This window comes from Novosphingobium kunmingense, assembly GCF_002813245.1.
Classification (GTDB): domain Bacteria; phylum Pseudomonadota; class Alphaproteobacteria; order Sphingomonadales; family Sphingomonadaceae; genus Novosphingobium; species Novosphingobium kunmingense.
In genome coordinates, this window is sequence record NZ_PHUF01000002.1 from 1,168,228 (window position 1) to 1,190,055 (window position 21,828).

Consider the following 21,828-nt stretch of genomic DNA (forward strand, 5'->3'; position numbering starts at 1 on the left):
TCTAATCCAGCACGAAGCGCGGGCCGGTGCCCTTGGTTCCGGCGCGGTCGTCGCGGTTGTAGAGCTGGCAGCGCTGCAGGCTGAGGCAGCCGCAGCCGATGCATTCGTCGAGCTTGCGGCGGGTCAGGGTGAGCAGCGCGATCTTCTGGTCGATCTGGGCGCGCATCTGGCGGCTGATGCGCTGCCAGTCGCTTTGCGTCGGGGTGCGGCCGCGCGGCAGGGTGGATAGCTGCTCCTCGATCTCGGCAAGGCCCAGCCCCAGCTTCTGCGCGATCAGGATGAACGACAGACGGCGGATGTCGCTGCGCAGGAAACGGCGCTGGTTGCCCATCGTCCGGTAGGCGGCGATCAGGCCCTTGTCCTCGTAGAAGCGGATCGCCGAAACCGCGAGGCCGGTGCGCCGCGCCAGATCGCCAATGGGCAGCAAATCGTTCTTGTCCATGACCCCAACCCCCGATTTCCCTTGATCTCAAGTTAGCTTGAGGTTGCACAAAGGGCAAGCGCAGCGATTCGCCGTTGCGACGAAACGAATCAGAAAAAGGACGAACGCCATGCCGAGCGGTTTTCTCGAACACGCCAACATCACCGTCAGCGATCCGGAGCGGTCGTCGGCCCTGCTGCAGAAGCTATGCGGCTGGCACGAACGCTGGCGCGGCCCGTCGCAGCTGGGCGGCTGGACGATCCATGTCGGCAACGACCATGATTACATTGCGGTCTACACCCGCGACGACGGGCCGGTCGAACGCCACCGCAAGGGCGCGCCGCTAAACCACGTCGGACTGGTGGTCGACGATCTCGACGCGGCCGAACAGGTCGTGGTCGCGGCCGGGCTGGTGCCGTTCAACCACGCCGACTATGAACCGGGCCGCCGATTCTACTTTTTCGACTGGGACGGGATCGAATTCGAGATGGTGAGCTATGTCTGAAGCGCTTTCTCCGGCCATGCTGGACGCCTACCTGCAACGCATCGGGCACGACGGCCCGCTGGGCGCCGATCTGTCGACGCTGCGCGCGCTGCACCGTGCGCACGTTCTGGCGATCCCGTTCGAGAACCTCGAGGTCCAGTTCGGCGGCGAACCGTCGATGGATCCCGATGCGATCTTCGCCAAGCTGGTCGAGCGGCGGCGCGGCGGCTGGTGCTATGAGCAGAACGGACTGTTCGGGCGCGTGCTCGAAACGCTGGGTTTCGCGGTCACCCGCCTGGCTGGCGGCGTCATGCGCGAAATGGCGGGCGAGCAGTTCGTCGGCAATCACCTCGCGCTGAAAGTGGTGGTCGATGGCGATCCGTGGCTCTGCGACGTCGGTTTCGGATCGACCCAGATCGAGCCGCTGCCGCTCGCCGAAGGCCCATGGACGGCAGCGCCGCTCAGCGGCGAACTGCAGCGAACCGAAGACGGATACTGGCGGCTCGCCATCATTGGCGGGCCGATGCCGCTGTCGTTCGATTTTCGCGACGCGCCGGCGGACGAGCAACGCCTGCAGGACCTGTGCGCCTGGCAGGCGAGCGACGAGCAGTCGATCTTCGTCCAGAACCTGGCCGTCCAGCAGCGGCGGCCCGAAGGCCACGCGATGCTGCGGGGCAAGGTGCTGACCGAAACGACCGCGGCGGGGATCGCCACGCACGAAATACCGTCCGATGCCGCACTGGTTGCCACCCTGCGCGATCATTTCGGCCTCGACGTGCCCGAGGCCGCGCACCTGTGGCCGAAGATCGAGGAACGCCACGCGGCGCTGTTCACCTAGAACAGCGCGCCCTGGTCGCCCATCGGCTTGCCGTCGACCCAGCGGTCGCGTGTGTGTTCGGCCAGCAGCGGCTCCGGCCAGGTCCGCACCAGCGCCATGGCCTCGTCCGGGCTGCCGTGGGTCCAGCAGTGCCATTCTTCGGGATCGAGGATCACCGGCATGCGGTCATGCACATCGGCCATCCACGGCGATGCGTCGGCCATGACCAAAGTATAGCAATCGCCCCATTCGGGCGTGTGGCGCCACAGCCCTGCCACCGCGATCACCTCGCGGTCGGGCAAGGCATACCAGCTGCGCGTCATCCGTCCGGTCGGCCCGCGCGGTTCGGCCCACTGGCTGACCGGCACCAAGCAGCGGCGGCGGGCGAAGCTGTCGCGCCAGAACGCGGTGGCGAGCTTGTCGTCGCGGGCGTTGGTCACCGGCTTGGGCTTGAGCGGTTGTCCCCGCCGGCCCTTGAGCACCAGGGGAAAGCCCCAGGCCATGGCCCTGGCGCGGCCTTCGGCAACGACCAGCCCGGGATAACCGGGATAGACCTCGCTTGCAAAGTTGGCCCGGTCATCGGCCTCCACCGCGAACAACTTGGCCACTTCCTGCGTGCCCTTGGTCATGCGGTAAAGATTGCACATCGGCGCTATTTCCGCGGGCGGCCGCAACCTTTGTCGGTCCGTCCGCTGTGAACGAAGACGACGTCATAGGGATAGACCACGTCGCTCATCCCGTCGCTGCACTTGGCCGGGGTGAAGGTCAGCGTGAACGGCTTGCCGTTGAAGCGCGCGACATAGCGAATGATGTCGCCCTCGCGCCGTTCCAGAGAGGGCACGACCACGCCGTTGAGCATGTCGGGCGTGACATACTTGAGCACCCATTTGGGGCTGATCTCGACCGACCAGAACGGCTCGGTCCCGAGCGCCTGGAGGCCCTTTTCCGCTTCAGGTGAAGGTGTGGGTGTGGGCGTGGCCAGAGGAGTTGGCGTCGGCCTGGGTGTCGGGGTTGGCGCCGGCCTGGGCGTTGCCGTGGGAGTGGGCGTCGGCGTCGCCGCGCCTGGCGAAGCATCCGGGGCAGCAGACGTCGGCGCGCCCTTGTCATTCGTTGCAGGAGGCGTGCAGCCGGCGACAGCCACGGCGGCCAGCGCCGCCACCCCCCTATGCATTGCCGACCACCCAGCACGCGAGCGCGACGAGCAAGCCGGCGGTGCGGTTGGAGCGGAATCGGGCAAGGGCGTTGTCGGCATCGTCGGGTTCCAAGGTCAGGGCCTGCCACCCAAGATGCAATGCTGCAGGTGCGAGCGCAAGCAGGACCAGCCAATCGGGCCGCAGCAGCCAGAACGCAAGCCCCCACAGCGCGATAGCCCCGGCATAGAACGCAGCGACTCCGCCCCTGACGTGTCGGCCGAGCGTCAGCGCGGAGGATCCGACGCCGACCAGTGCGTCGTCCTCGCGGTCCTGGCAGGCGTAGATCGTGTCGTAGCCGACGCACCACGCCCAGGCGCCGACGTAAAGTGCCAGCATCACCGCCAGCCCGTCGCCGCGCAGCGCCGTCCAGCCGACCGGAACGCCCCAGGTGAAGACCAGCCCGAGCCAGGCCTGCGGGAAGGCGGTTATCCGCTTCATGAAGGGATAGGCGGCGACCAGCGCCAGGCTGCCCAGCGCCACGACCTGCGCCTGCCAGCGCAGCTGCAGCAGTACGACAAGCCCGACCAGGCACAGCGCGACCAGCCAGGCCCAGGCAGAGCGCGGACTCACCCGGCCGCTGGCTACCGGACGCAGCGCGGTGCGCGCGACCCTGCCATCGATATCGGCATCGACGATGTCGTTGTAGACGCAGCCCGCGCCGCGCATCGCGACCGAGCCAATCAGCAGCCATGCCAGCAGGTCCCAGCGCCCCTGCCCGCCCGCAAGCAGAAGCCCCCAGGCACAAGGCCAATAGAGCAGCCACCAGCCGATCGGTCGGTCGAACCGGGCCAGCTGCGCATAATCGCGCCACGGCTGCGGCATGGCGGCCACCATGCCGCGGTGCTGGCTGTCAGGGACAATTTCAGCGGACATGTGCGTGCTCTAGCCAATCGGGGCAAATGCGCTAGAGCCTGCAGAGATGCCCGCTACCCCCGCCTGGCCGCCGAAGTCCGCTCCGCGCCTGTTCGTAGACGGGCCGCTGGCCCAAGGCGCGACCCTGGCGCTCGAGGGCCCGCAGGCGCATTACCTGGGCCGGGTGATGCGGGTGAGCGAAGGCGATGCGGTGGTGCTGTGCGACGACATCACCGGGGAATGGGCCGCCCGCGTGGCCGGCGCCGGCAAGCGCGACGTAATGCTGACGGTCGAGACGCGCTTGCGCCCTCGCGAAGCGGTGCCCGATTTCACACTCTGCGCCGCACTGCTCAAGAAGGACCGGTTCGACCTGGTGCTTGAAAAAGCCTGCGAACTGGGCGTCGCGGCGATCCAGCCGGTGCTGACCCGGCGCTGCGTGGCGGACAAGCTCAACCTCGATCGGGCCCGCGCGATCCTGGTCGAGGCGGCCGAACAGTGCGCCCGCACCGCGCTGCCCGCGGTGCACACGCCCGTCAAGCTCGACGCCTTGCTCAAGGCCTGGCCCGACACCCGCACCCTGTTCTTCGCCGACGAGGCCGGGGGCGAAGCCGCCGCGGCCCAGTTTGCCGCCTTTTCTGGCCCCGCCGCCCTCCTGACCGGCCCCGAAGGCGGCTTCGACGAGGCGGAGCGCGCCGCGATACGCGCCCTGCCTCAGGCCCGTGCCATCGCGCTCGGACCGCGTATCCTGCGCGGCGAAACCGCCGCGATTGCCGCCACCGCGCTGTGGATGGGGACGGCCGGCGATTGGTGAACTGTCACACAATTTCGCTAGCGCCGGTGCGATCAAAGCACTAACTGCGGCGCCATGAGCACGAGACAGGTTTCAGATCGAAACGATCCGATCATCGAAAACCGCGAGCAGCTTGCCGCACCGATGATCAAGGGGGAAAAGCCGCGCGACCGCTGGCGGATCGGAACCGAGCACGAAAAGCTGGTCTATTGCACCGGCGATCATCACGCCCCCAGCTATGACGAGAAAGGCGGCATTCGCGACCTCCTCGTGGCGCTCGAAGCCTATGGCTGGGAACCGGTCATCGAAGGCGGCAACATCATCGCGCTGAGCGGCAGCGACGGCGCGGTCAGCCTTGAACCGGCGGGGCAGCTCGAACTGTCCGGCGCACCGCTCGAGACGATCCACCAGACCTGCGCCGAAACCGGCCGCCACCTCGACCAGGTCAAGGCGATCGGGGCGCGGACCGGCAAGGGCTTCCTCGGCCTTGGCATGTGGCCCGACAAGACCCGGGCCGAGCTGCCGATCATGCCCAAGGGTCGCTACGAGATCATGCTGCGGCACATGCCGCGCGTCGGCAACCTCGGCCTCGACATGATGCTGCGCACCTGCACCATCCAGGTCAACCTCGACTATGCGAGCGAGGCGGACATGGTGCAGAAGTTCCGCACAAGCCTGGCTCTGCAGCCGCTGGCCACCGCGCTGTTCGCCAATTCGCCCTTCACCGAGGGCAAGCCCAACGGCTTCCTGTCGTACCGCAGCCATATCTGGACCGACACCGATCCGCACCGCACCGGCATGATCGGCTTCGTCTTCGAGGACGGCTTCGGCTATGACCGCTACGTCGAATACATGCTCGACGTGCCGATGTATTTCGTCTTCCGCGACGGCAAGTACATCGATGCGGCGGGGCTGTCGTTCCGCGATTTCCTCGACGGCAAGCTCTCGGTCCTGCCGGGCGAGCGGCCACGGATGAGCGACTGGACCGACCATCTGTCGACCGCGTTCCCTGAAGTGCGGCTGAAGTCGTTTCTCGAAATGCGCGGCGCCGACGGCGGCCCGTGGAACAAGATCTGCGCCCTGCCCGCGTTCTGGGTCGGCCTGCTCTACGACCAGACGGCGCTCGACGCGGCGTGGGACCTGGTCAAGGGCTGGGACATGGAAGGGCGCGAGGCGCTGCGTGCTGCCGTGCCCAAGCTGGGTCTCGACGCACCGGTGCCGGGCGGCGGCACGCTCAAGGATATCGCCGCAGAAGTGCTGGCGATCAGCCGCGCCGGTCTCAATTCGCGCAGCCGCCTCAATTCGATGGGCGAAACCGAAGCGGGCTTCCTCAATCCGCTCGACGAGATCGTCCGGTCGGGCAAGGTCCCGGCGCAGGTCCTGCTCGACAAGTTCCACGGCGAATGGGGCGGCGACATTTCGCGCGTCTACGAGATGAGCTTCTGATGCCGGTTGCGGTGATCGGCCAGTTCCGGCTTCCACCCGAGCGGCTCACCGAGGCGCGCGGCGCGATGGAGCGCGTGGTTACGGCGACGCTCGGCGAAGCGGGGTGCCTCGCCTACAGCTATGCCGAGGACGTGCTCGACCCCGGCCTGATCCGCGTGAGCGAACTGTGGGAAAGCCGCGCCCACCTCGCCGCGCACTTCGCCGCGCCGCACATGGCCCGCTGGCAGGAAGAGCGGGCCGCCCTCGGCCTCACGGGTCGCCAGGTCACCGCTTACGAACTGGGCGCCGCCGAAGCGCTCTGAACCCCCGGGCGCCTCGCGTTAAGCGCCCGGCCCAAGCGCGCCAGCGGCGCGGTGATCAGGCCGTTCGCCTCCATCCAGTGCCAGTAGGCGACATATTTGGGATCCTCGGCGAGCAGGTGCTTCTCCTCGGTCCGCGCCCGCCAGAAATAGATCGCGCTGACCACGCCAAGGAAGAAGGTGTTGCGCACCATGTCGGTGAACGATCCGGTCGTCACGAACATCGGCAGCACCGCGCACCACCAAAACAGGTTCTTCGACAGGTAGGCCGGATGGCGGGTGAAGGCGTAGGGCCCGTTGGTCAGCACGCCCCGATAGGTCAGGTTGGAAAAGCGTATGCCGAAGGCCACCGTCGCCCAGGCGTAGATGGCGGTCAGCACCACCAGCAGTCCCGCCCAGCCCCACTGCAGCGCTTCGAAACCGCCCAGAACGCGGGCCCAGTTATCGTCGCCATCGGTGCCGGCGGTGTAGAAGATCGGCCGCCCCGCCCCCATGATCTGGAACGGAGGGTAGCACAGCAGCGCGGCGAGCCACCCCGCAACATAAGGGTTGGCCGACCGGATCTGCGCGTCGAGCGGCTTCATCGTCAAGACGTAGCCGACCGTGCCGACCTGTTCGTCGAGCACGAACATCAAGGTGACCAGGATCGCGGCAAGGCCCGCAGGCGAGGCTGCCATGACGCTCCAGTCGGGCGCGACGAGGTTGGTGAACCCGCCAGGCACGATCGAGATCATGAAGGCGGTGAAAAAGCCCTTCACCGCCCAGGCACGCAGGTGGATCCAGACCTGACTGCGGTCTGCCGCCTCGCGCCCGATCAGCACCGCGCCGAAGTGCCAGCAGGCGTCGCGCGATTCGACCAGGCGGCGGTCGAGCCAGAAGACATAGGGAATCGACAGCACGAACAGCGGAAGGGCCAGCGCCGAGAGCACTTCCATCGCGATCAGGTAGGGTGAGGACCAGTACCAGCGGCACAGGCAATAGAGCGCCGCAATCAGGGCCCATGTGGCCCACAGCCCGGCCAGCTTCGTCACCGAGATGTCGAATATTGCCGCGATCGGCCGGCGCAGCGACCAGTCGATCCCGGTCGACGGGCGGAGATGGACCTTGTCGATCAGCACCGACCACAACACCATCGGCAGCGCGGTGATGACCAGGCCCAGCAGGGCAGCGTAGGGTCCGACCAACCGTGCGCGCGGGCCGGGCGCGTTCAGCGCGTCGGCGATCTCTGGCCAGAAATGGCAGACGCAGACCCACACCGCGAGGCCCGCCACGCCGGTCAGGCCAATCGCCGCCGAAACATCGCTGCTCGGGCGCGGACCGGAGGGAGCGGGGCGCGTGGTCATCCCGCCCGCCTTAGCCGCGAAGGGTTAAGGCGGGGGTAACGCTGATCACCTGAGCGCGGTGATCGTGCCGTCGTCGTCGAGCACGTAGAGCGTGCTGTTCGCCACGACCGGCGAGAGCGACACGGCCGCCTTGGTGCGCGTCACCAGCTGCGGCGCCCCGTCGGCCACGCCGGCGGAATAGATCTCCCCGTTGCTGTTGGCGAACCACAGGCGGTCGCCGGCCAGCACCGGTCCGGTCCAGAACACCGGATCGGATTTCTTTTCCTCGTTACCGAAACGGGTCAGCTGCTGCACCCAGCGCACCTTGCCGTTGCTGCGCGCGATGCAAAGCAGCTTGGCATCGTCGGTCAGGGTGAAGATCCAGTCGCCGGCGACCGCCGGGGTGGAAATGCCCGCGAGGTTGAGTTCCCAGATGCGCTGGCCCGAGACGAGCTCATAGGCCGCCATGCGCCCGCCCTGGCCCAGCGCGAAGACGCGGCCGCGGTCGATGATCGGATCGGCGTCGATGTCGGTCAGCACCCCGACCGAAGTCGACAGCGAGGTGCGCGCGAGGGCATCGGCCCACAGCTGCCGGCCGTTCTCGTAGCGATAGGCGACCAGTTCGCCGGTCGAATAACCGGTGATCACCGTGCCCTGCCCGGCCGCCGGAGCCGCCACGCCGAACACCCCGGTCTGCCCGCTGGCGCCGGTTTCGTTCCACTGCAGCGTGCCGTCGGCGGCATTGAGGCTGACGATCTGGTTGTCCATCGTCATAACGTAGACCGAGCCGAAGGCGATCGTCGGCGATCCGCGTAGCGGACCCGCTGGCTTGACCTTCCACAACTGCTTGCCGTCGCTTGCATCGAGCGCGGCCACTTCGCCGACACCGGTCGTCACATAGACCTTGCCGTCGTTGTAGGACGCGCCGCCGCCATAGACGCTGCTCGCCGCATCGCCCTTGACCGAGAAGCTCTGGCTCCAGCGGCGCGCGCCGGTGCCCGCGTCGAAAGCCGTGACCACGCCGTCGGTGCCCATGGCGAAGAGCTGGCCGCCGCCGACCACGGGGGATGCGGCAAGGCGCTGCTTCTTGCCTGAACCGGCGATCGCCCCGGTCCAGATTTGCGCCGGGGTGGCCGACAGGGCCAGGTTGCCATAGCTCTTGCCGGCGTTGCCGCCGGCCTGGGGCCAGTCGGCGTTGACCGCGGCAGGCGGCAGGACCACGGCAACGCCGTCCAGAGCCGGATCGACCTTGGCGCCGGATTCGACGCGGCTGAGGATCGCCACGCGGTCCCCCACGGTGGGCGTCGAGGGCTTGCCCTTGCCGCCGAACACGCCGCAGCCGGACAAGCCGAGGGCCAGCACAAGGGCGAGCGGAGCGGCACCTTTTCGGAAGATCGAGATCGAGGGCATCGGCAGTTCTATCCTTGGCATTCGGGTCAGCCCGGCGGGCCGGTGTTACGGGTTGGCAGGCGCGGCGCCGGACGGCGACAGTGCCGGAGCATCGCCCGCTTCGAAGCCGAGCTGGCCGGCGATCAGGCGCGCGCGAGCGCGCAGCGACTGCGGCACGCCGGTGTCCTTGGCGATGGCGGCGAACAGCGGGCCGGCCTGGTCGGGCCTGTTCGCCTTGAGCATGGCAAGGCCGGTCATCTCGCCGGCGCTGCCGAACCACGGGTTGCCTGGCACGGCAAGCGGCTTCAGCCGGTCGATCACCTGCTGCGGGGGCAAGCTGTCATAGCGGGCGGCCACTTCGCGCAGCAGGGCAAGGTCGCGATAGGCCTGCGGAACACTGCCATCGGCGGCGATCGCGGCGAAGGCCCTGGCCGCATCCTCGGTCTTGCCCGACTGCTGGCGAAGCGCGGCGGCGCTCAACGCGGCGACGGCCTTGCTGGCGTCGCTGCCGTCCTTGGCCAAAGCGTCCAATTCGGCAATCGCGCCGGTCGCCGCAGCGGGGCTGGCGGCGGCTTTTTCCAGCGCCAGGACGGTCTTTTCGCTGCGTTCCGAGGCGGCCTGCTTCTGGCTGTGGTCCCAGTAGAGATAGCCCGCCAGGCCCACCAGCACGACGGCAAGGCCGATACCGACCAGCATGCCATAGCGCTTCATCGCGCCGACCATCTGGTCTTCGCGCAGCGCCTCGTCGACTTCGCGCAGGAAGCCGTCCTGTTGGGCGGCAAGACGCTGGGCTACGGGGCTGGTGTTCGAACTGTCGGGAGGCAGGGCCAAGATTACGGGCCTTCACTGGCTGGTTGACGCTTTGGCGGGTGTTTAGCGGATGGGCGGGCCTTTTCAACGCCTGTCTGTGCGTTTCCCCCGCTGAAGCACATGTGAACGGCAGCGCGCTCAGGGAAACTGCGTGCGTCCCAAGGCACCGGCGTAGATCCGGGCATAGGCCGCGACCATTGCAGCCTCGTCGTATTCGGCTTCGGCCCGGGCGCGGTTGGCCGTGCCGACCGCGGCGCGCGCGGCGGGATCCGCGGCCAGTCGGGCGATGGCGTGCGCCAGCGCCGCCTCGTCCCCGGGCGGGGCGATATAGGGCGCGTTCTCGGCCGACAGCATGGCCGCGACATCGCCGACATCGGGCGCAGCGACGGCAAGGCCTGCTGCCATCGCCTCGACAACGGAAATGGGAAACTGTTCGCTATCGGAGGAAAGGGCGAACACGTCGAACAGACCGACCGCCTTGGCCGGATCGGGGACAAAGCCGGGCAGGTGGACCCGGTGCATCACCCCCAGCCGCTCCGCCTCGGCGCGGATCGCGGCGCGTTCGGGACCATCGCCCAGGATGACGAGCTGCCACGGTTCGGGCAGGCCGGCAAAGGCCCTGACCAAGCGCGGCAGGTTCTTGACCGGACGCAGACCCGCCAGGGTGCCGAGCCACAGCTCGCCCGGCCGCTTGGTCAGCCGCGGCAGTGCGTCGGGGCGGACCTTGCCGCCATAGGCGAAGACCGGCACCCCGTTGGGCACGCGGTGGACCATGCGGCGCGGCTGCCGCCAGTCACGCAGCGCGATCGCTTCCAGCCGCTGCGAGGGCACCACCAGGCCCTGCGCGCGGTGCAGCGCGATGCGCCGGAACCAGTTGCGGGCAGGCTTCAGGCGCTGCGCCTCGTCCTCGTTGAAGCCGTCCTCGTGGTGGACCAGGGGTGGCAGATCCAGCGCCTCGGCAAACAGCGTGTGGGCAAGGACCGCGTCCATCGCCCCCCAGTTGTAGGTCAGGACCAGATCGTGGCCGAGCATCGCGCGGGCCAGCTTTTGCAGGCGGCGCGGGAACGGGCGCCCCTGCAAGGCGGGAAAATCGTCCGGGTAGCTGACCGAGATTCCCGTATCGACGGCCGCCGCCGCCCCATGGGCGCCGGGTTCGGCCGAGACGACGGTGTGATCGATCCCGCGCCCGAAGGCGTTCATCAGCTTGGCCGCGCGCAGCTCCTTGCCGCCGGCGGCAAAGCTCGAATGAAGGTGCAGCAGCTTCAGCCGCCCGGCCCTGGCACTCATGCGACGCGGGCGAGAAGACGATCGATCGCGGCGACGGCTTCAGGTTCGTCGAGCATCGGGGCGTGGCCCACGCCGGGCACCGTGACCGCTTCGGAGAGCGGCAGCATCGCCCCCATCTTCTCGTGAGTCGCGGCCGACAGGACGTCGGACTTGGCGCCGCGCAGCAGCAAGCTAGGCACCCCTGCCAGGGCGGCGATGGCGGGCCACATGTCGACCGACGGCTCGGGCGCCGGTTCGGCCAGCGGCTCGGCGATCTTCATGTCGTAGTCGAAATGGATCCGTCCGTTGCTGCCCACGGCCATGCAGCGCTTGGCCATGGCCAGCCAGTCGGTCACTGCATAGTCGGGATAGGCTTCGCCCTGGCTTTCCTCGAGCGCGCGGGCCGCGTGCATCCAGGTGGGATAGCTGCGCCCCTGCCCGACATAGGTGCGGATCCGGTCGATCCCGATGGGATTGAGCTCGGGCCCGACATCGTTGAGCAACACGCCCGCAACCGCCTGCGGCGCGGTAAGGGCAGTGATCATCGTGATCAGCCCGCCAAGAGAGGTGCCGAAGAACACTGCCCGCGCGATCCCTTCCTGCACGAACAGTTGCCTCAGGTCGTCGGCGTATTGCAGCGGGTTGTAGCTGGCCGAATCCTTGGCATAGGCACTTTCGCCGCGCCCCCTCAAGTCGACGCAGATCACACGCCATTCGCCGGCCAGCCGCACCGCGACATCCTCGAAATCGCGGGCGTTGCGGGTCAGCCCCGGCAGGCACAGCACAGGCGGCCGGTCGCCCCGCCCGGCATAGTCGCGGTAATGCAGCTTCAGGCCATCGCGGCTGGTCCAGAAGCGATCGGCGAAATCGGTCATCGGTGGGGATAAGTCCTTGGGCGAACGGGTTGTGCGACCCGGCTTTCGTCCCCACTATTGCCTGATGCGCGCCGAACCGCAAGCCGCCCCCTATTCTCCCGACACCCCGATCGCGGCCCTGGCCCCTTGGCTCGCCGACCCCGTGGCGGCAGCGGAATTCCCGGCGGCGACGCTGCGCTTTTGCAACGACCGGTGGGCTGCGGCCGTCGGCCTCGCTGACCGGGACGAGGGGGCTTTCATCCGCCATTTCGGCCGGTTCGAGGCGCTGCCGGGCAACCTGCCGCAGCCGCTCGCGCTGCGCTATCACGGCCACCAGTTCCGCGTGTACAACCCCGAGCTTGGCGACGGCCGCGGCTTCCTGTTCGCGCAGCTGCGCGACGGGGCTGGCCGGCTGCTCGACCTTGGCACCAAGGGTTCGGGACAGACCCCGTGGAGCCGGCAGGGCGACGGGCGGCTGACCCTCAAGGGTGCGGTCCGCGAAGTGCTGGCGACCGAAATGCTCGAGGCGCTGGGCGTCAACACCAGCAAGACGTTCACCGTGGTTGAAACCGGCGAGGAGCTGTTCCGGCAGGACGAACCCTCGCCCACGCGCGCGGCGGTGATGGTGCGGCTGAGCCACGGCCACATCCGGATCGGCACCTTCCAGCGCCTCGCCTACCTTGGCGAAAGCGACCACGCGGCAGAGCTCGTCGCTTATTGCCTGGCGCAGTTTCCGGGCAAGGCTCCGCCCGCGGACGCACCCGGCCGCGACCAGCCGGCAGTGATCCTGCTCCACCAGGTGGTCGAGCGGCTCGCCAACCTGGCCGCGCAGTGGGCCGTCGCGGGCTTCGTCCATGGCGTGCTCAATACCGACAACATGAACGTGTCGGGTGAAAGCTTCGACTATGGCCCCTGGCGCTGGCTGCCGCGATGGGATGCGAGCTTCACTGCGGCCTATTTCGATCACGGCGGCCTTTACGCCTTCGGCCGACAGCCCGAAACCCTGCACTGGAACTGCGGGCAGCTTGCCGTCGCGCTGCGCCCCCTGGCCGAAGCCGAGCCGCTGATCTTCGCGCTCAACCGCTTCGGCGAGGTCTTTCAGCAGGCGCTGGCGCGGCAGTTCGTCTGGAGGCTGGGGCTTGAACCGCGCGGGTTCGCGGCGGACGGTGCCGCGGTCGCGGCGGCCGAACGGGCGATGGCCGATAGCGCAACATCCCCGGACGTCTTTTTCCACCGCCACCGCTTCGGCCGCCATGCCGACGGGGCCCTTGCCGAAGCGATTTCCGCGCACGAGCGGGCCGGTGCCGACGACGCGTTGTGGAGCGAGCAGGAACCGCCCACGCTGGTCATCGACCGCGTCGAGGCGCTGTGGTCCGCCATTGCCGAGCGTGATGACTGGACACCTTTCCACGATGCCATCGCGGCGATCCGGCGGCTCGGCGCGGCGCTCGGGCCGCCGCCGTTGCCGCTGGACGAAAATGGTGCGGTCTGCCCTTGAGAAGGGTTTGACCCAGCCCTATCGCGGGCTAGAGGACCACATGGGCGCAAGGGATCGCAAACGGGGGCGGACGCCAGCTTGAATACGTCAGACATCGTTTCGTTCGAACCGGCCACCGGGGCAGAGCTGTGGCGCGCCCCGCGCGGCGACGTTGCCGATATCGTCGGTCGCGCCCGCCGAGCCTGGCCGGCCTGGGCCGCCCAGCCGCTGTCAACGCGGATGGAACTGGTCCGCCGCTTTGCCAACGAAGTACGCAAGGATGGCGAAAAGCTTGCCACGCTGATTGCGCGCGAAACCGGCAAGCCCTTGTGGGAAGCACGGACCGAGGTCGAAAGCGTCGTCAACAAGGTCGAAATCTCGATCCGTGCCTATGCGGAGCGGACCAGCCAGCGCAAACTGGACAGCGCAATCCAGGGCAGCGCGGCGCTGCGACACAAACCGCACGGCGTGATGGCCGTGCTCGGCCCCTACAACTTCCCGGCCCACCTGCCCAACGGCCACATCGTGCCCGCGCTGATCGCGGGCAACGCCATCGTCTTCAAGCCAAGCGAAAAGACCCCGGCCGTCGGCGAGGCGCTGGTCCAGTGCTTTCATCGCGCCGGCGTGCCCGCCGCCGCTGTCCAGTTGCTGATCGGCGGTCCGGAGGAAGGCCAGGCGCTGGTCGCGAACGAGGGGATCGACGGAGTTCTCTTCACCGGATCGGCGCACGCCGGGATTGCAATAAACCGCAAGCTGGCCGCCCGCCCGGACAAGATCGTCGCGCTCGAAATGGGCGGCAACAATCCGATCGTGCTGTGGGATACCCCCAAGATCGCCGATGCGGCGGCCCTGGTGGTCCAGTCGGCCTTCACCAGCGCCGGGCAGCGCTGCACGGCCGGTCGCCGTCTGATCGTCAAGGCATCGCTCTACGATTCGATGATCGGCGAGGTGAAGCGCCTGGCCGACCGGATCATCGTCGGCGCACCGTTCGACGATCCCGCCCCGTTCATGGGCCCGGTGATCGACAATGCCTCGGCCGACGGGCTGACCGAAAGCTTCCTCTACCTGCTCAGCCATGGTGGCAAGGCGATCAAGCACATGGTCCGACCCCAGGGCGACCTGCCCTTCCTGTCGCCCGCGATCATGGACGTGACCGGGGTAAAGGACCGGCCCGATGTCGAACTTTTCGGGCCGATGCTGCAGGTGATCAGGGTCGACGATTTCGACGAGGCCATTACCGAGGCGAACAACACCCGTTTCGGGCTGTCGGCCTCGCTGATCGGCGGCAGTCCGGCCGATTACAACCGCTTCTGGGCCAATATCCGCGCCGGGGTGATCAACTGGAACCGCCCGACCAACGGCGCCTCGTCGGCCGCGCCGTTCGGCGGGGTAGGCCTGTCGGGCAACCATCGGCCGAGCGCCTATTACGCGGCGGATTACTGCGCCTATCCGGTCGCCTCGACCGAAATGGACCAGCCGCGCGCCGCGATCGGCGTTGGCCTCAGCGAGGGGTAGCGGCGCTCCCGGGCGCGCTGACCACCAGAATCGCTTCGGTCAGGCCATCGCCTCGGTCGCGTGCCGCGACGGCATAGCGCGCCGTGCCTTTGCCGCCGCTCAGCACCGAGTCGGCGCCTTCGTCGCGGCGCGCCACGGCAAATCCCGCGCGCCGCGCGCGGGTGGCGTAGAAGGCCAGTACCTCGTCGGGAGCGACTGGTGTCGAGAACCCAACGACCCGCAAGCGGCAGCCTGGCGCGTCGGTCCCCGCCGACTGGCCGACATGGCCGCGCGGATAGACCTCGAACGGCGGCGCGAGCCGCGCGGCCCAGATCGCGCTGTAATCGACACGATCGGCGCAGGCCGGCGTGCCCAGGCCCAGCGCCCTGGCGATCGCCGGCGCGGTGAGCGCGCCGGCCAGGCGCGAGGCGGTCTGCTTGGTGGCCGCAGGCGGGGCCGGTTCGATCGTTCCGCCCAGCAGGTCGCGCGCGGCAGCAAGGGCCGCGTCGCTTTCGTCCCGGCCACGCTTGTCGGGTGGGATCGGCGCCGTCGCCGGTCCGCCACCGGTCAGCGCCGCGCCGCCCATGTTCTGGCCGGTCAGGTCCGGATCGGCGAGCAGCGGGTCGGCCAGCGCCGCGGCGATCACTGGATCGCGGTCCACCGTTTCGCCAGGCTCTTCGTCCGGGCGGGTGCAGGCAGAAAGGGCCAGCATGGTGAACAGGATCGGCTTGCACATCGCGCGCCTTGTAACGCCTTGGCCTTGTGCGTTGGTTAAAGAAACGCCCCCGGCAATGGGGCCGGGGGCGTTTCCCCGCAGCGCACCAAGTGCGACCCGCGGCTGCGGAACGGTCGGACTGCACGAGGATCGAGGGGCATTTTCCGCCTCGCATCGCGGGGCCGCAGCATGTGCGGCCAGATCCGATACAGCGTTATCCGCCCACCCGTAGCAAAGCGTGCCTGAACGGGGTGCAACAGGACCGACAGGCTGGAGAAGGGGGGCTTGCCGCGCCTTGCTGCGCCGTCTAGCGCCGCGTCACCATGCACGCACCCCGACAAGCCCGGCCCGGCGGCGGCCTATCGATGGCGCTCGGCGCCTATGTGATCTGGGGCCTGCTACCGCTTTACATGACGACCGTCCGGGCCCTGCCCGCGGTCGAGTTCGTCGCGTGGCGGATCGTCTGGACGCTGCCGTTCTGTTTCGCGATCCTCGCCGTCACCTCCGGCTGGGCCGATCTGCAGGCCGCGCTGGGCGATTCGGCAACGCGGCTGCGGCTGGTCGCCAGCGCAGGGCTGATCGCGATCAACTGGGTGGTCTTTACCGCCGCGGTCAACAGCGGCCACGTCTTTGCCGCCGCCCTGGGTTACTACATGAACCCGCTGGTCAACGTCGCGCTGGGCACTCTCGTGCTCAAGGAACGGCTCAACGCGCGGCAATGGATTGCAGTCGGCCTCGCCACGGCCGGGGTTGCGGTGCTGGCCTTCGGCGCGCGCGAGATGCTGGCGGTCAGCCTGTCGCTGGCCCTCTCGTTCGGCATCTACGGCCTGATCCGCAAGACCGCCTCCGTCGCGCCGCTGCCCGGCCTGACCATCGAAACGCTTATCCTGCTGCCCGCCGCCCTCGCCGTCGCCGCCTGGTACGCCAGTGGGCCGAGCGGGTCGGGCATGGCGATTTCGCCGTCGCAGGGGCTGCTCGTGGCGCTGGGCGGGGTGCTCACGGGAACGCCGCTGCTGCTGTTTGCGGGCGCGGCGCGAAGGATGGACTATTCGTCCCTTGGCATGATCCAGTTTCTCTCGCCCACGATCAGCTTCGTCCTGGCGCTGACCGTGTTCGGCGAAGAGCTGCGCCCCGCGCAATTGATCTGCTTCATGCTGATCTGGTCGGCGATAGCGCTGTTCGTCTGGGACCTGATCGTCCAGCGCCGCTCCGCCGCTGCCTAGTTCGCCAAACGCCAGCCAAGCGTTTCGCCGGCATGGAACGGCACGATCGCCGTGCCATTGGCGTCGATCACCTCGGGAACGGTGACCGGTGCGCGCTCCAGCGTGATCGTGCCCTGGTTGACCGGCAAACGGTAGAACGCCGGGCCATGGAGGCTGGCAAAGCCCTCGAACCGGTCGATCGCGCCCTCCTCGTCGAACACCGCCAGATAGCTTTCAAGCGCATGGGGCGCGTTGAAGATGCCCGCGCAGCCACACGCCGCTTCCTTGAGGTGCTTGGCATGAGGCGCCGTATCCGTGCCAAGGAAGAACTTCGCGCTCCCCGACGTTGCCGCCTGGCGCAGCGCCAGACGGTGTTTTTCGCGCTTGGCCACCGGCAGGCAATAGGCATGGGGGCGGATCCCGCCGACCAGCATGGCGTTGCGGTTGATGTGGAGATGCTGCGGGGTGATCGTCGCGGCGACGTTCGGTCCGCTGGCAAGGACGAACTGCGCCGCCTCCTCGGTGGTGATGTGTTCGAACACGACGCGCAGTTCGGGCAGGTCGCGCACCAGCGGCGCGAGTGTGCGCTCGATGAAGACGGCCTCTCGATCGAAGACGTCGACGTCGTGCTCGGTCACTTCGCCGTGGACCAGCAGCGGCATGCCGATCTTGGCCATGCGTTCCAGAGCCGGACGGATCCTTGCGACGTCGGTGACCCCGTGGGCCGACCCGGTGGTGGCGTGGGCGGGATAGAGCTTGGCCGCGGTATAGACGCCCTCCTCGTGCCCGCGAGCCAGTTCCTCTGGATCGATCCCGTCGATAAGGTAGGCAACCATCAGCGGCGTGAAATCGCTGCCGGCCGGCAGCGCCGCCAGGATCCGCGCCCGGTAGTCCGCGGCGGCCGCAACGGTCGAGATCGGCGGCGACAGGTTGGGCATGACGATCGCGCGGGCGAACTGGCGCGCGGTGTAGGGCAGCACCCCGGTCAGCATTGCGCCATCGCGCAAATGAACGTGCCAGTCGTCGGGGCGGCGGATGGTGAGAGTCGCAGGCGGCGTCATGCCTTTCCCTTAGTCACGACGCACCCTATCTGTCACCCATGACTGCAACGCTGCTGGCCGACCGCGCCGTGATCCGCCTCACTCCGCTCGAACCGGGGGAAGACGTTGCCGCTTTCCTGCAAGGGCTGGTCACCAACGACGTGACCGGCTCGCTGCCGGTCTGGGCCGCGCTGCTCAGCCCGCAGGGCAAGGTGCTGTTCGATTTCCTGGTCTGGGCCGATGGCGCGGACCTGCTGCTCGATTGCGAGACGGCCGAAGCAGATGGGCTTGGCAGGCGGCTGTCGCTCTACCGCCTGCGCCGCAAGATCGGCATCGCCCGGGATCCGGCGTTGGGGGTCCACTGGCGCGCCGGCGACGGCCCCTCGCCCGATCCGCGGCTGGCCACGCTGGGCCAGCGCTGGATCGAACGGTTGGGCGATGACGATGCGTCGGATCAATGGCTTGCGCACCGTCTTTCGCTTGGTGTCTGCGAAGGCAAGGCCGAACTTGGCGACCTCCTCTGGCTGGAATGCAACGCGGCGGAGCTGAACGGGGTAAGCTTCACCAAGGGCTGCTATGTCGGCCAGGAAAACACCGCGCGAATGAACTGGCGGCAGAAGGTCAACCGGCGGCTGGTGGTGGTGCCTCTGGCAGACAGCGATCCGGCCCGGCAGCGCGCCGCCTATCCGGCGCTGGGCCTTGCCGTCGATCATCGGCGCGCGGATGATATCCCGGCGGACGCGCGGCCCGCGTGGCTTCAGGGCGACTGAGGCCCCGGCACCAGCCCGGCCTTCACCGCCGCTTCGGCCAGCATGGCCTCGGCCATGCCGCGCGCAGCGTTGCGCGGCAGTTCGAGCGAGGCGGCCAGCGGCCCGCCCATCAGCGCATCGCCCAGCGCCATCAGAACCAGGGTGTGCGTGGTCTCGCGCATCTGGCCCGAACCGTTCTCGTCGAGGTCATCGACCAGATCGTGGATCACGTCGATGATCGGATCGAGCGCGTCGTCGTTGCCGCTGGCCAGCATCCAGCTGGCGAGCGCGCCGCCGCCTTCCTTGTCGAAGGCGTCGAAGGTCAGGTCGACCACTTCGCGCGCCGAACCGGACCCGCTGCGACTGGCGATCACCGCATCCTCGATCGTGGCGCAGATCGTTTCGGCCAGGTGCCGCGCCAGCGCCTTCTGCAGACCCGCCGCCGATCCGAAATGGTGCAGCAGGTTGGCATGGGTGCGCCCGATTCGCGCCGCCACGGCCTTCAGCGTCACCGCCTGCGGGCCCAGTTCGATCAGTATCGAGCGCGCGGCTTCCAGAGCCACGGTGCGGCTTTCTTCCTGGCTGAGGCGCTTCCTTATTGACATCGATGTAAGTTAAACTACATTGTGGAGCATGAACGCTCCCGCCAAGATCCCCCTTGCCGTAGAACCGACCGCCCTTGCAGGCAAGGTTTCCGCGATTCCCACGCCCGACGATCTCGTCATCACCGTGCGTGATGCGCGCTTTGGCCGCGGCGAAAAGCCGGGCCGCTGGTGGCTGGGCGGCGATCCGATCGGCACGGCGTGGCACAACGCGCTGTCGGCCACCTTCCCGCGCGGCGAGACCATGTTCATCGAAGCCGTGAAGGCCTTCCGTGACGGCGCCTCGCCCAAGCTGGAGGCCGAGATCCGCGCCTTCGTCAAGCAGGAGATCAACCACACCCGCGAGCACATCGCCTTCAACAAGGCGGCGGTGGAGGCCGGATACGACCTGTCGAAGATCGACGCGCGGCTGGACGAGATCTTCGCCCTGATCAAGTCGCGCCCGCCGATCGTCAACCTGGCCGCGACGATCGCGCTGGAACACTACACCGCGATCATGGCGAGCGAGTTTCTGGGCAACCCGCGCCACTTCAAGGGTGCCGAGGCCGAGACCGCGGCGATGTGGCGCTGGCACGCGATGGAAGAGATCGAGCACAAGGGCGTCGCTTTCGACACCTACTTGCACGCGACCCGCGACTGGAGCCGCTGGCGGCGCTGGAAGCTGAAGAGCGTCATGATGCTGCTGATCACCTACAACTTCATCCGGAACCGCTGGGCCGATACGCTCGACCTGCTCGCCCAGGATGGCCTGACCGGGTGGAAGGTCAAGGCGCGACTGGCCTGGTACCTGGTCGGCACGCCCGGCGTGCTGCGCAAGATCGCGCCGCACTGGGTGGCCTATTTCCTGCCCGGCTTCCATCCCTGGAAGCATGACGATCGCGCGCTGATCGGCAGGGCGGAAAGCGAGTTTCCCGACGCGCGGCTTGCAGCCGCCTGATCGGCACCGCACGGCCAGCAAATGAAAAGGCCCCGGTTCGTCGCCGGGGCCTTCATTCTTTTCGGAACCTCATGCCGCTCGCATGGCGCTGGCAAGGTCGGCGTCATTGCCCCCGCCATCGCAGTCGCTCGGACGGCCAAGTTCGATCCGGTGTTCCACCGACTGCGCCTTGCACCCGCGCGCCAGGCTGTAGCGTTCGCGCACGCGGCCCGTCGGCCTGAACCCGGCCTTGCGCAGCACGGCACCCGATGCCGGATTGTCCAGGAAGTGCCCGGCAACCAGGTGACGATGACCAAGCACCTTGGCCAGCCGCAGCACGGCACGGGCGGCCTCGGTGGCATAGCCCTTGCCCCAGTGGTCGCGGGCAAACCAGTAGCCCAGCTCCACCTCGCCATCGATTTCGCCGAGCCCGACGCAGCCGATGAGTTCGGCCGGAGCGGCGCTGGTCGGCAGCGTCACGAAGAAGTGCGGAAGCCGTTCGTCCTGCGGTTGGCTGGCAAACCAGCGGGCGTCCTCGGCCGTATAGGGCCACGGCGCCTTGGCAAGGTTGCGAACCACCGATTCGTCGGCGATCCGGCTGAGCAATTCCTGCCAGTCCTCGGGCCAACCGGGCCGCAGGAACAATCTTTCGCTGCGAATGAACACGTCACATCTCCCATTCATGCCCCGCGCGGGCCCTAACCCGCATGCGTGACAGTGCCGTTACGGATTTCGACCGGTTGCCCGAATGGCAGGTCCGGTCCGGAAAGCCGTGCAGAGGGAGAGACGAAAAGAGGGAGACGGGTCGGCCCCTCTCCCTCGTTCAGCCGGAGCGCATGTCCGGCGGGGGCCATCCCATCAAGGATGGCCCATCAGCGACCATCCGGTTATTCGGCGGCGACCGCCATATCGACCGAGACGTACTTGCGGCCGAGTTTGCCTTCGTGGAAGCGCACGCGGCCTTCGGTCAGCGCAAACAGGGTGTGATCCTTGCCCATGCCGACGTTGGCGCCCGGGTACACCTTGGTCCCGCGCTGACGAATGATGATGTTGCCGCCGACGACGTCCTGGCCGCCAAACTTCTTCACGCCAAGGCGACGGCCGGCCGAATCACGACCGTTACGCGACGAACCGCCTGCTTTCTTGTGTGCCATGTCGAACTACTCCGAAATCTTATTCTGCGTCAGCGGCCTTGGCGGCCTTCTTGGCGGGAGCCTTCTTGGCCGGCGCATCGGCGGCAGTTGCCGTGGCGGCTTCGGCCTTGGGAGCGGCTTCCTTCTTGGCAGCCTTCTTTTCCTCGGCGCCGACCGACAGGATGCGCAGCAGGGTCATCTGCTGGCGGTGGCCATTGCGGCGACGATAGTTGTGGCGGCGACGCTTCTTGAAGACGATCACCTTCTCCGACTTCGCCTGGGCGATGATCTCGGCCGACACGAGCACGCCGGCGGCGTCCTTGATCTCGCCGCCGTCGCCGGCCAGCAGGACTTCGCCCAGGGTGATCTTGTCACCGGCTTCGCCAGCCAGCTTCTCGACCGCGATCTTGTCTCCGGCGGCAACCCGGTATTGCTTGCCGCCCGTGCGCACAACTGCGAACATGGTGCTTCTATCCGTTCGTTTTTCCAAACCACCCAGCCACAGTGCGGGCAGCGCACCGGCCCCGGCCTGACGGCAAGGGTCCGATAAGAAGCGC

General features: G+C 68.0%; 25 protein-coding genes. 10 read left to right on the forward strand and 15 right to left on the reverse strand.

The window, feature by feature from the left end:
• Position 1: 1 nt before the first annotated feature.
• Complete coding sequence (gene soxR, locus B0I00_RS05735) at positions 2-442, reverse strand: redox-sensitive transcriptional activator SoxR (RefSeq protein ID WP_100866329.1); 441 nt, start codon at positions 440-442, stop codon at positions 2-4.
• Between the two features lie 109 nt (positions 443-551).
• Between soxR and B0I00_RS05740 the strand changes: the two genes are divergently transcribed.
• Positions 552-926, forward strand: coding sequence for a VOC family protein (locus B0I00_RS05740; protein WP_100866330.1), 375 nt, complete (start codon positions 552-554; stop codon positions 924-926).
• Entirely contained in the window at positions 919-1,743 is an 825-nt protein-coding gene (locus tag B0I00_RS05745) for an arylamine N-acetyltransferase family protein (RefSeq protein ID WP_100866331.1), read from the forward strand. The genes B0I00_RS05740 and B0I00_RS05745 overlap by 8 nt, the downstream gene beginning before the upstream one ends.
• Here B0I00_RS05745 and B0I00_RS05750 read toward each other — a convergent pair.
• Genes B0I00_RS05750 through ubiA form a run of 3 tightly spaced genes read right to left on the reverse strand, consistent with a single transcriptional unit; the run spans position 1,740 to position 3,788 of the window.
• Entirely contained in the window at positions 1,740-2,369 is a 630-nt protein-coding gene (locus B0I00_RS05750; RefSeq protein WP_100866332.1) for an SOS response-associated peptidase, read from the reverse strand. The two genes, B0I00_RS05745 and B0I00_RS05750, sit on opposite strands and share 4 nt — an antisense overlap.
• A 5-nt stretch (positions 2,370-2,374) precedes the next feature.
• Complete coding sequence (locus B0I00_RS05755; RefSeq protein ID WP_157812476.1) at positions 2,375-2,893, reverse strand: COG3650 family protein; 519 nt, start codon at positions 2,891-2,893, stop codon at positions 2,375-2,377.
• Positions 2,886-3,788, reverse strand: coding sequence for a 4-hydroxybenzoate octaprenyltransferase (gene ubiA, locus B0I00_RS05760; protein WP_100866334.1), 903 nt, complete (start codon positions 3,786-3,788; stop codon positions 2,886-2,888). Before ubiA ends, B0I00_RS05755 begins: the two co-directional genes overlap by 8 nt.
• 46 nt (positions 3,789-3,834) lie before the next feature.
• On the opposite strand from ubiA, the gene B0I00_RS05765 reads away from it, so the two are divergent.
• From B0I00_RS05765 to B0I00_RS05775, 3 genes are read left to right on the forward strand one after another with little or no spacing between them, the layout of a single operon-like run.
• Positions 3,835-4,578: a 16S rRNA (uracil(1498)-N(3))-methyltransferase gene (locus B0I00_RS05765; RefSeq protein WP_100866335.1), complete on the forward strand. Its 744-nt coding sequence runs from the start codon at positions 3,835-3,837 to the stop codon at positions 4,576-4,578.
• A gap of 54 nt (positions 4,579-4,632) precedes the next feature.
• Positions 4,633-6,003: a glutamate--cysteine ligase gene (locus tag B0I00_RS05770; protein WP_100866336.1), complete on the forward strand. Its 1,371-nt coding sequence runs from the start codon at positions 4,633-4,635 to the stop codon at positions 6,001-6,003.
• On the forward strand, positions 6,003-6,305 hold the full coding sequence (locus B0I00_RS05775) for a putative quinol monooxygenase (RefSeq protein WP_100866337.1): 303 nt from the start codon (positions 6,003-6,005) through the stop codon (positions 6,303-6,305). The genes B0I00_RS05770 and B0I00_RS05775 overlap by 1 nt, the downstream gene beginning before the upstream one ends.
• Here B0I00_RS05775 and B0I00_RS05780 read toward each other — a convergent pair.
• The 5 genes from B0I00_RS05780 to B0I00_RS05800 form a co-directional block, all read right to left on the reverse strand.
• The gene (locus B0I00_RS05780; RefSeq protein ID WP_100866338.1) at positions 6,275-7,645 is read right to left on the reverse strand and encodes a methyltransferase family protein; all 1,371 of its coding nucleotides are present in this window, start codon (positions 7,643-7,645) and stop codon (positions 6,275-6,277) included. The genes B0I00_RS05775 and B0I00_RS05780 overlap by 31 nt on opposite strands.
• A 45-nt stretch (positions 7,646-7,690) precedes the next feature.
• Positions 7,691-9,034, reverse strand: a complete 1,344-nt coding sequence (locus tag B0I00_RS05785) for an outer membrane protein assembly factor BamB family protein (RefSeq protein ID WP_198519143.1) — start codon at positions 9,032-9,034, stop codon at positions 7,691-7,693.
• Between the two features lie 45 nt (positions 9,035-9,079).
• Positions 9,080-9,844, reverse strand: a complete 765-nt coding sequence (locus B0I00_RS05790; protein WP_100866340.1) for a tetratricopeptide repeat protein — start codon at positions 9,842-9,844, stop codon at positions 9,080-9,082.
• Positions 9,845-9,961: 117 nt separating this feature from the next.
• A complete protein-coding gene (locus B0I00_RS05795) occupies positions 9,962-11,110 on the reverse strand; it encodes a glycosyltransferase (protein WP_100866341.1) in 1,149 nt (382 codons plus the stop codon).
• Positions 11,107-11,964, reverse strand: coding sequence for an alpha/beta fold hydrolase (locus B0I00_RS05800; RefSeq protein WP_100866342.1), 858 nt, complete (start codon positions 11,962-11,964; stop codon positions 11,107-11,109). Before B0I00_RS05800 ends, B0I00_RS05795 begins: the two co-directional genes overlap by 4 nt.
• A gap of 64 nt (positions 11,965-12,028) precedes the next feature.
• On the opposite strand from B0I00_RS05800, the gene B0I00_RS05805 reads away from it, so the two are divergent.
• Positions 12,029-13,441, forward strand: a complete 1,413-nt coding sequence (locus tag B0I00_RS05805) for a protein adenylyltransferase SelO family protein (protein WP_100866343.1) — start codon at positions 12,029-12,031, stop codon at positions 13,439-13,441.
• Between the two features lie 78 nt (positions 13,442-13,519).
• Positions 13,520-14,935 (forward strand): succinylglutamate-semialdehyde dehydrogenase, encoded by a 1,416-nt coding sequence (astD, locus tag B0I00_RS05810; RefSeq protein WP_100866344.1) that lies wholly within the window; start codon positions 13,520-13,522, stop codon positions 14,933-14,935.
• On the opposite strand, the gene B0I00_RS05815 is transcribed toward astD, so the two are convergent.
• The gene (locus B0I00_RS05815) at positions 14,922-15,650 is read right to left on the reverse strand and encodes a hypothetical protein (RefSeq protein WP_100866345.1); all 729 of its coding nucleotides are present in this window, start codon (positions 15,648-15,650) and stop codon (positions 14,922-14,924) included. The genes astD and B0I00_RS05815 overlap by 14 nt on opposite strands.
• Positions 15,651-15,952: 302 nt before the next feature.
• Between B0I00_RS05815 and rarD the strand changes: the two genes are divergently transcribed.
• Complete coding sequence (rarD, locus tag B0I00_RS05820; protein ID WP_100866346.1) at positions 15,953-16,852, forward strand: EamA family transporter RarD; 900 nt, start codon at positions 15,953-15,955, stop codon at positions 16,850-16,852.
• Here the strand turns inward: rarD and pyrC are convergent.
• Complete coding sequence (pyrC, locus tag B0I00_RS05825; protein WP_100866347.1) at positions 16,849-17,892, reverse strand: dihydroorotase; 1,044 nt, start codon at positions 17,890-17,892, stop codon at positions 16,849-16,851. The genes rarD and pyrC overlap by 4 nt on opposite strands.
• 38 nt (positions 17,893-17,930) lie before the next feature.
• On the opposite strand from pyrC, the gene ygfZ reads away from it, so the two are divergent.
• Positions 17,931-18,641 (forward strand): CAF17-like 4Fe-4S cluster assembly/insertion protein YgfZ, encoded by a 711-nt coding sequence (gene ygfZ, locus B0I00_RS05830; RefSeq protein WP_100866348.1) that lies wholly within the window; start codon positions 17,931-17,933, stop codon positions 18,639-18,641.
• On the opposite strand, the gene B0I00_RS05835 is transcribed toward ygfZ, so the two are convergent.
• On the reverse strand, positions 18,629-19,225 hold the full coding sequence (locus tag B0I00_RS05835; protein ID WP_100866349.1) for a TetR/AcrR family transcriptional regulator: 597 nt from the start codon (positions 19,223-19,225) through the stop codon (positions 18,629-18,631). The two genes, ygfZ and B0I00_RS05835, sit on opposite strands and share 13 nt — an antisense overlap.
• Before the next feature lie 28 nt (positions 19,226-19,253).
• Between B0I00_RS05835 and B0I00_RS05840 the strand changes: the two genes are divergently transcribed.
• Positions 19,254-20,159 carry a metal-dependent hydrolase gene (locus B0I00_RS05840; protein WP_100866350.1) on the forward strand — a complete coding sequence of 302 codons (906 nt, stop codon included), beginning with the start codon at positions 19,254-19,256 and terminating at the stop codon, positions 20,157-20,159.
• 69 nt (positions 20,160-20,228) lie between these two features.
• On the opposite strand, the gene B0I00_RS05845 is transcribed toward B0I00_RS05840, so the two are convergent.
• From B0I00_RS05845 to rplU, 3 genes are all read right to left on the reverse strand, one after another.
• Entirely contained in the window at positions 20,229-20,804 is a 576-nt protein-coding gene (locus tag B0I00_RS05845; protein WP_100866351.1) for a GNAT family N-acetyltransferase, read from the reverse strand.
• A gap of 221 nt (positions 20,805-21,025) precedes the next feature.
• Positions 21,026-21,292 carry a 50S ribosomal protein L27 gene (rpmA, locus tag B0I00_RS05850; protein WP_100866352.1) on the reverse strand — a complete coding sequence of 89 codons (267 nt, stop codon included), beginning with the start codon at positions 21,290-21,292 and terminating at the stop codon, positions 21,026-21,028.
• A gap of 19 nt (positions 21,293-21,311) precedes the next feature.
• The gene (rplU, locus tag B0I00_RS05855; RefSeq protein WP_100866353.1) at positions 21,312-21,734 is read right to left on the reverse strand and encodes a 50S ribosomal protein L21; all 423 of its coding nucleotides are present in this window, start codon (positions 21,732-21,734) and stop codon (positions 21,312-21,314) included.
• Between the last annotated feature and the right edge of the window lie 94 nt (positions 21,735-21,828).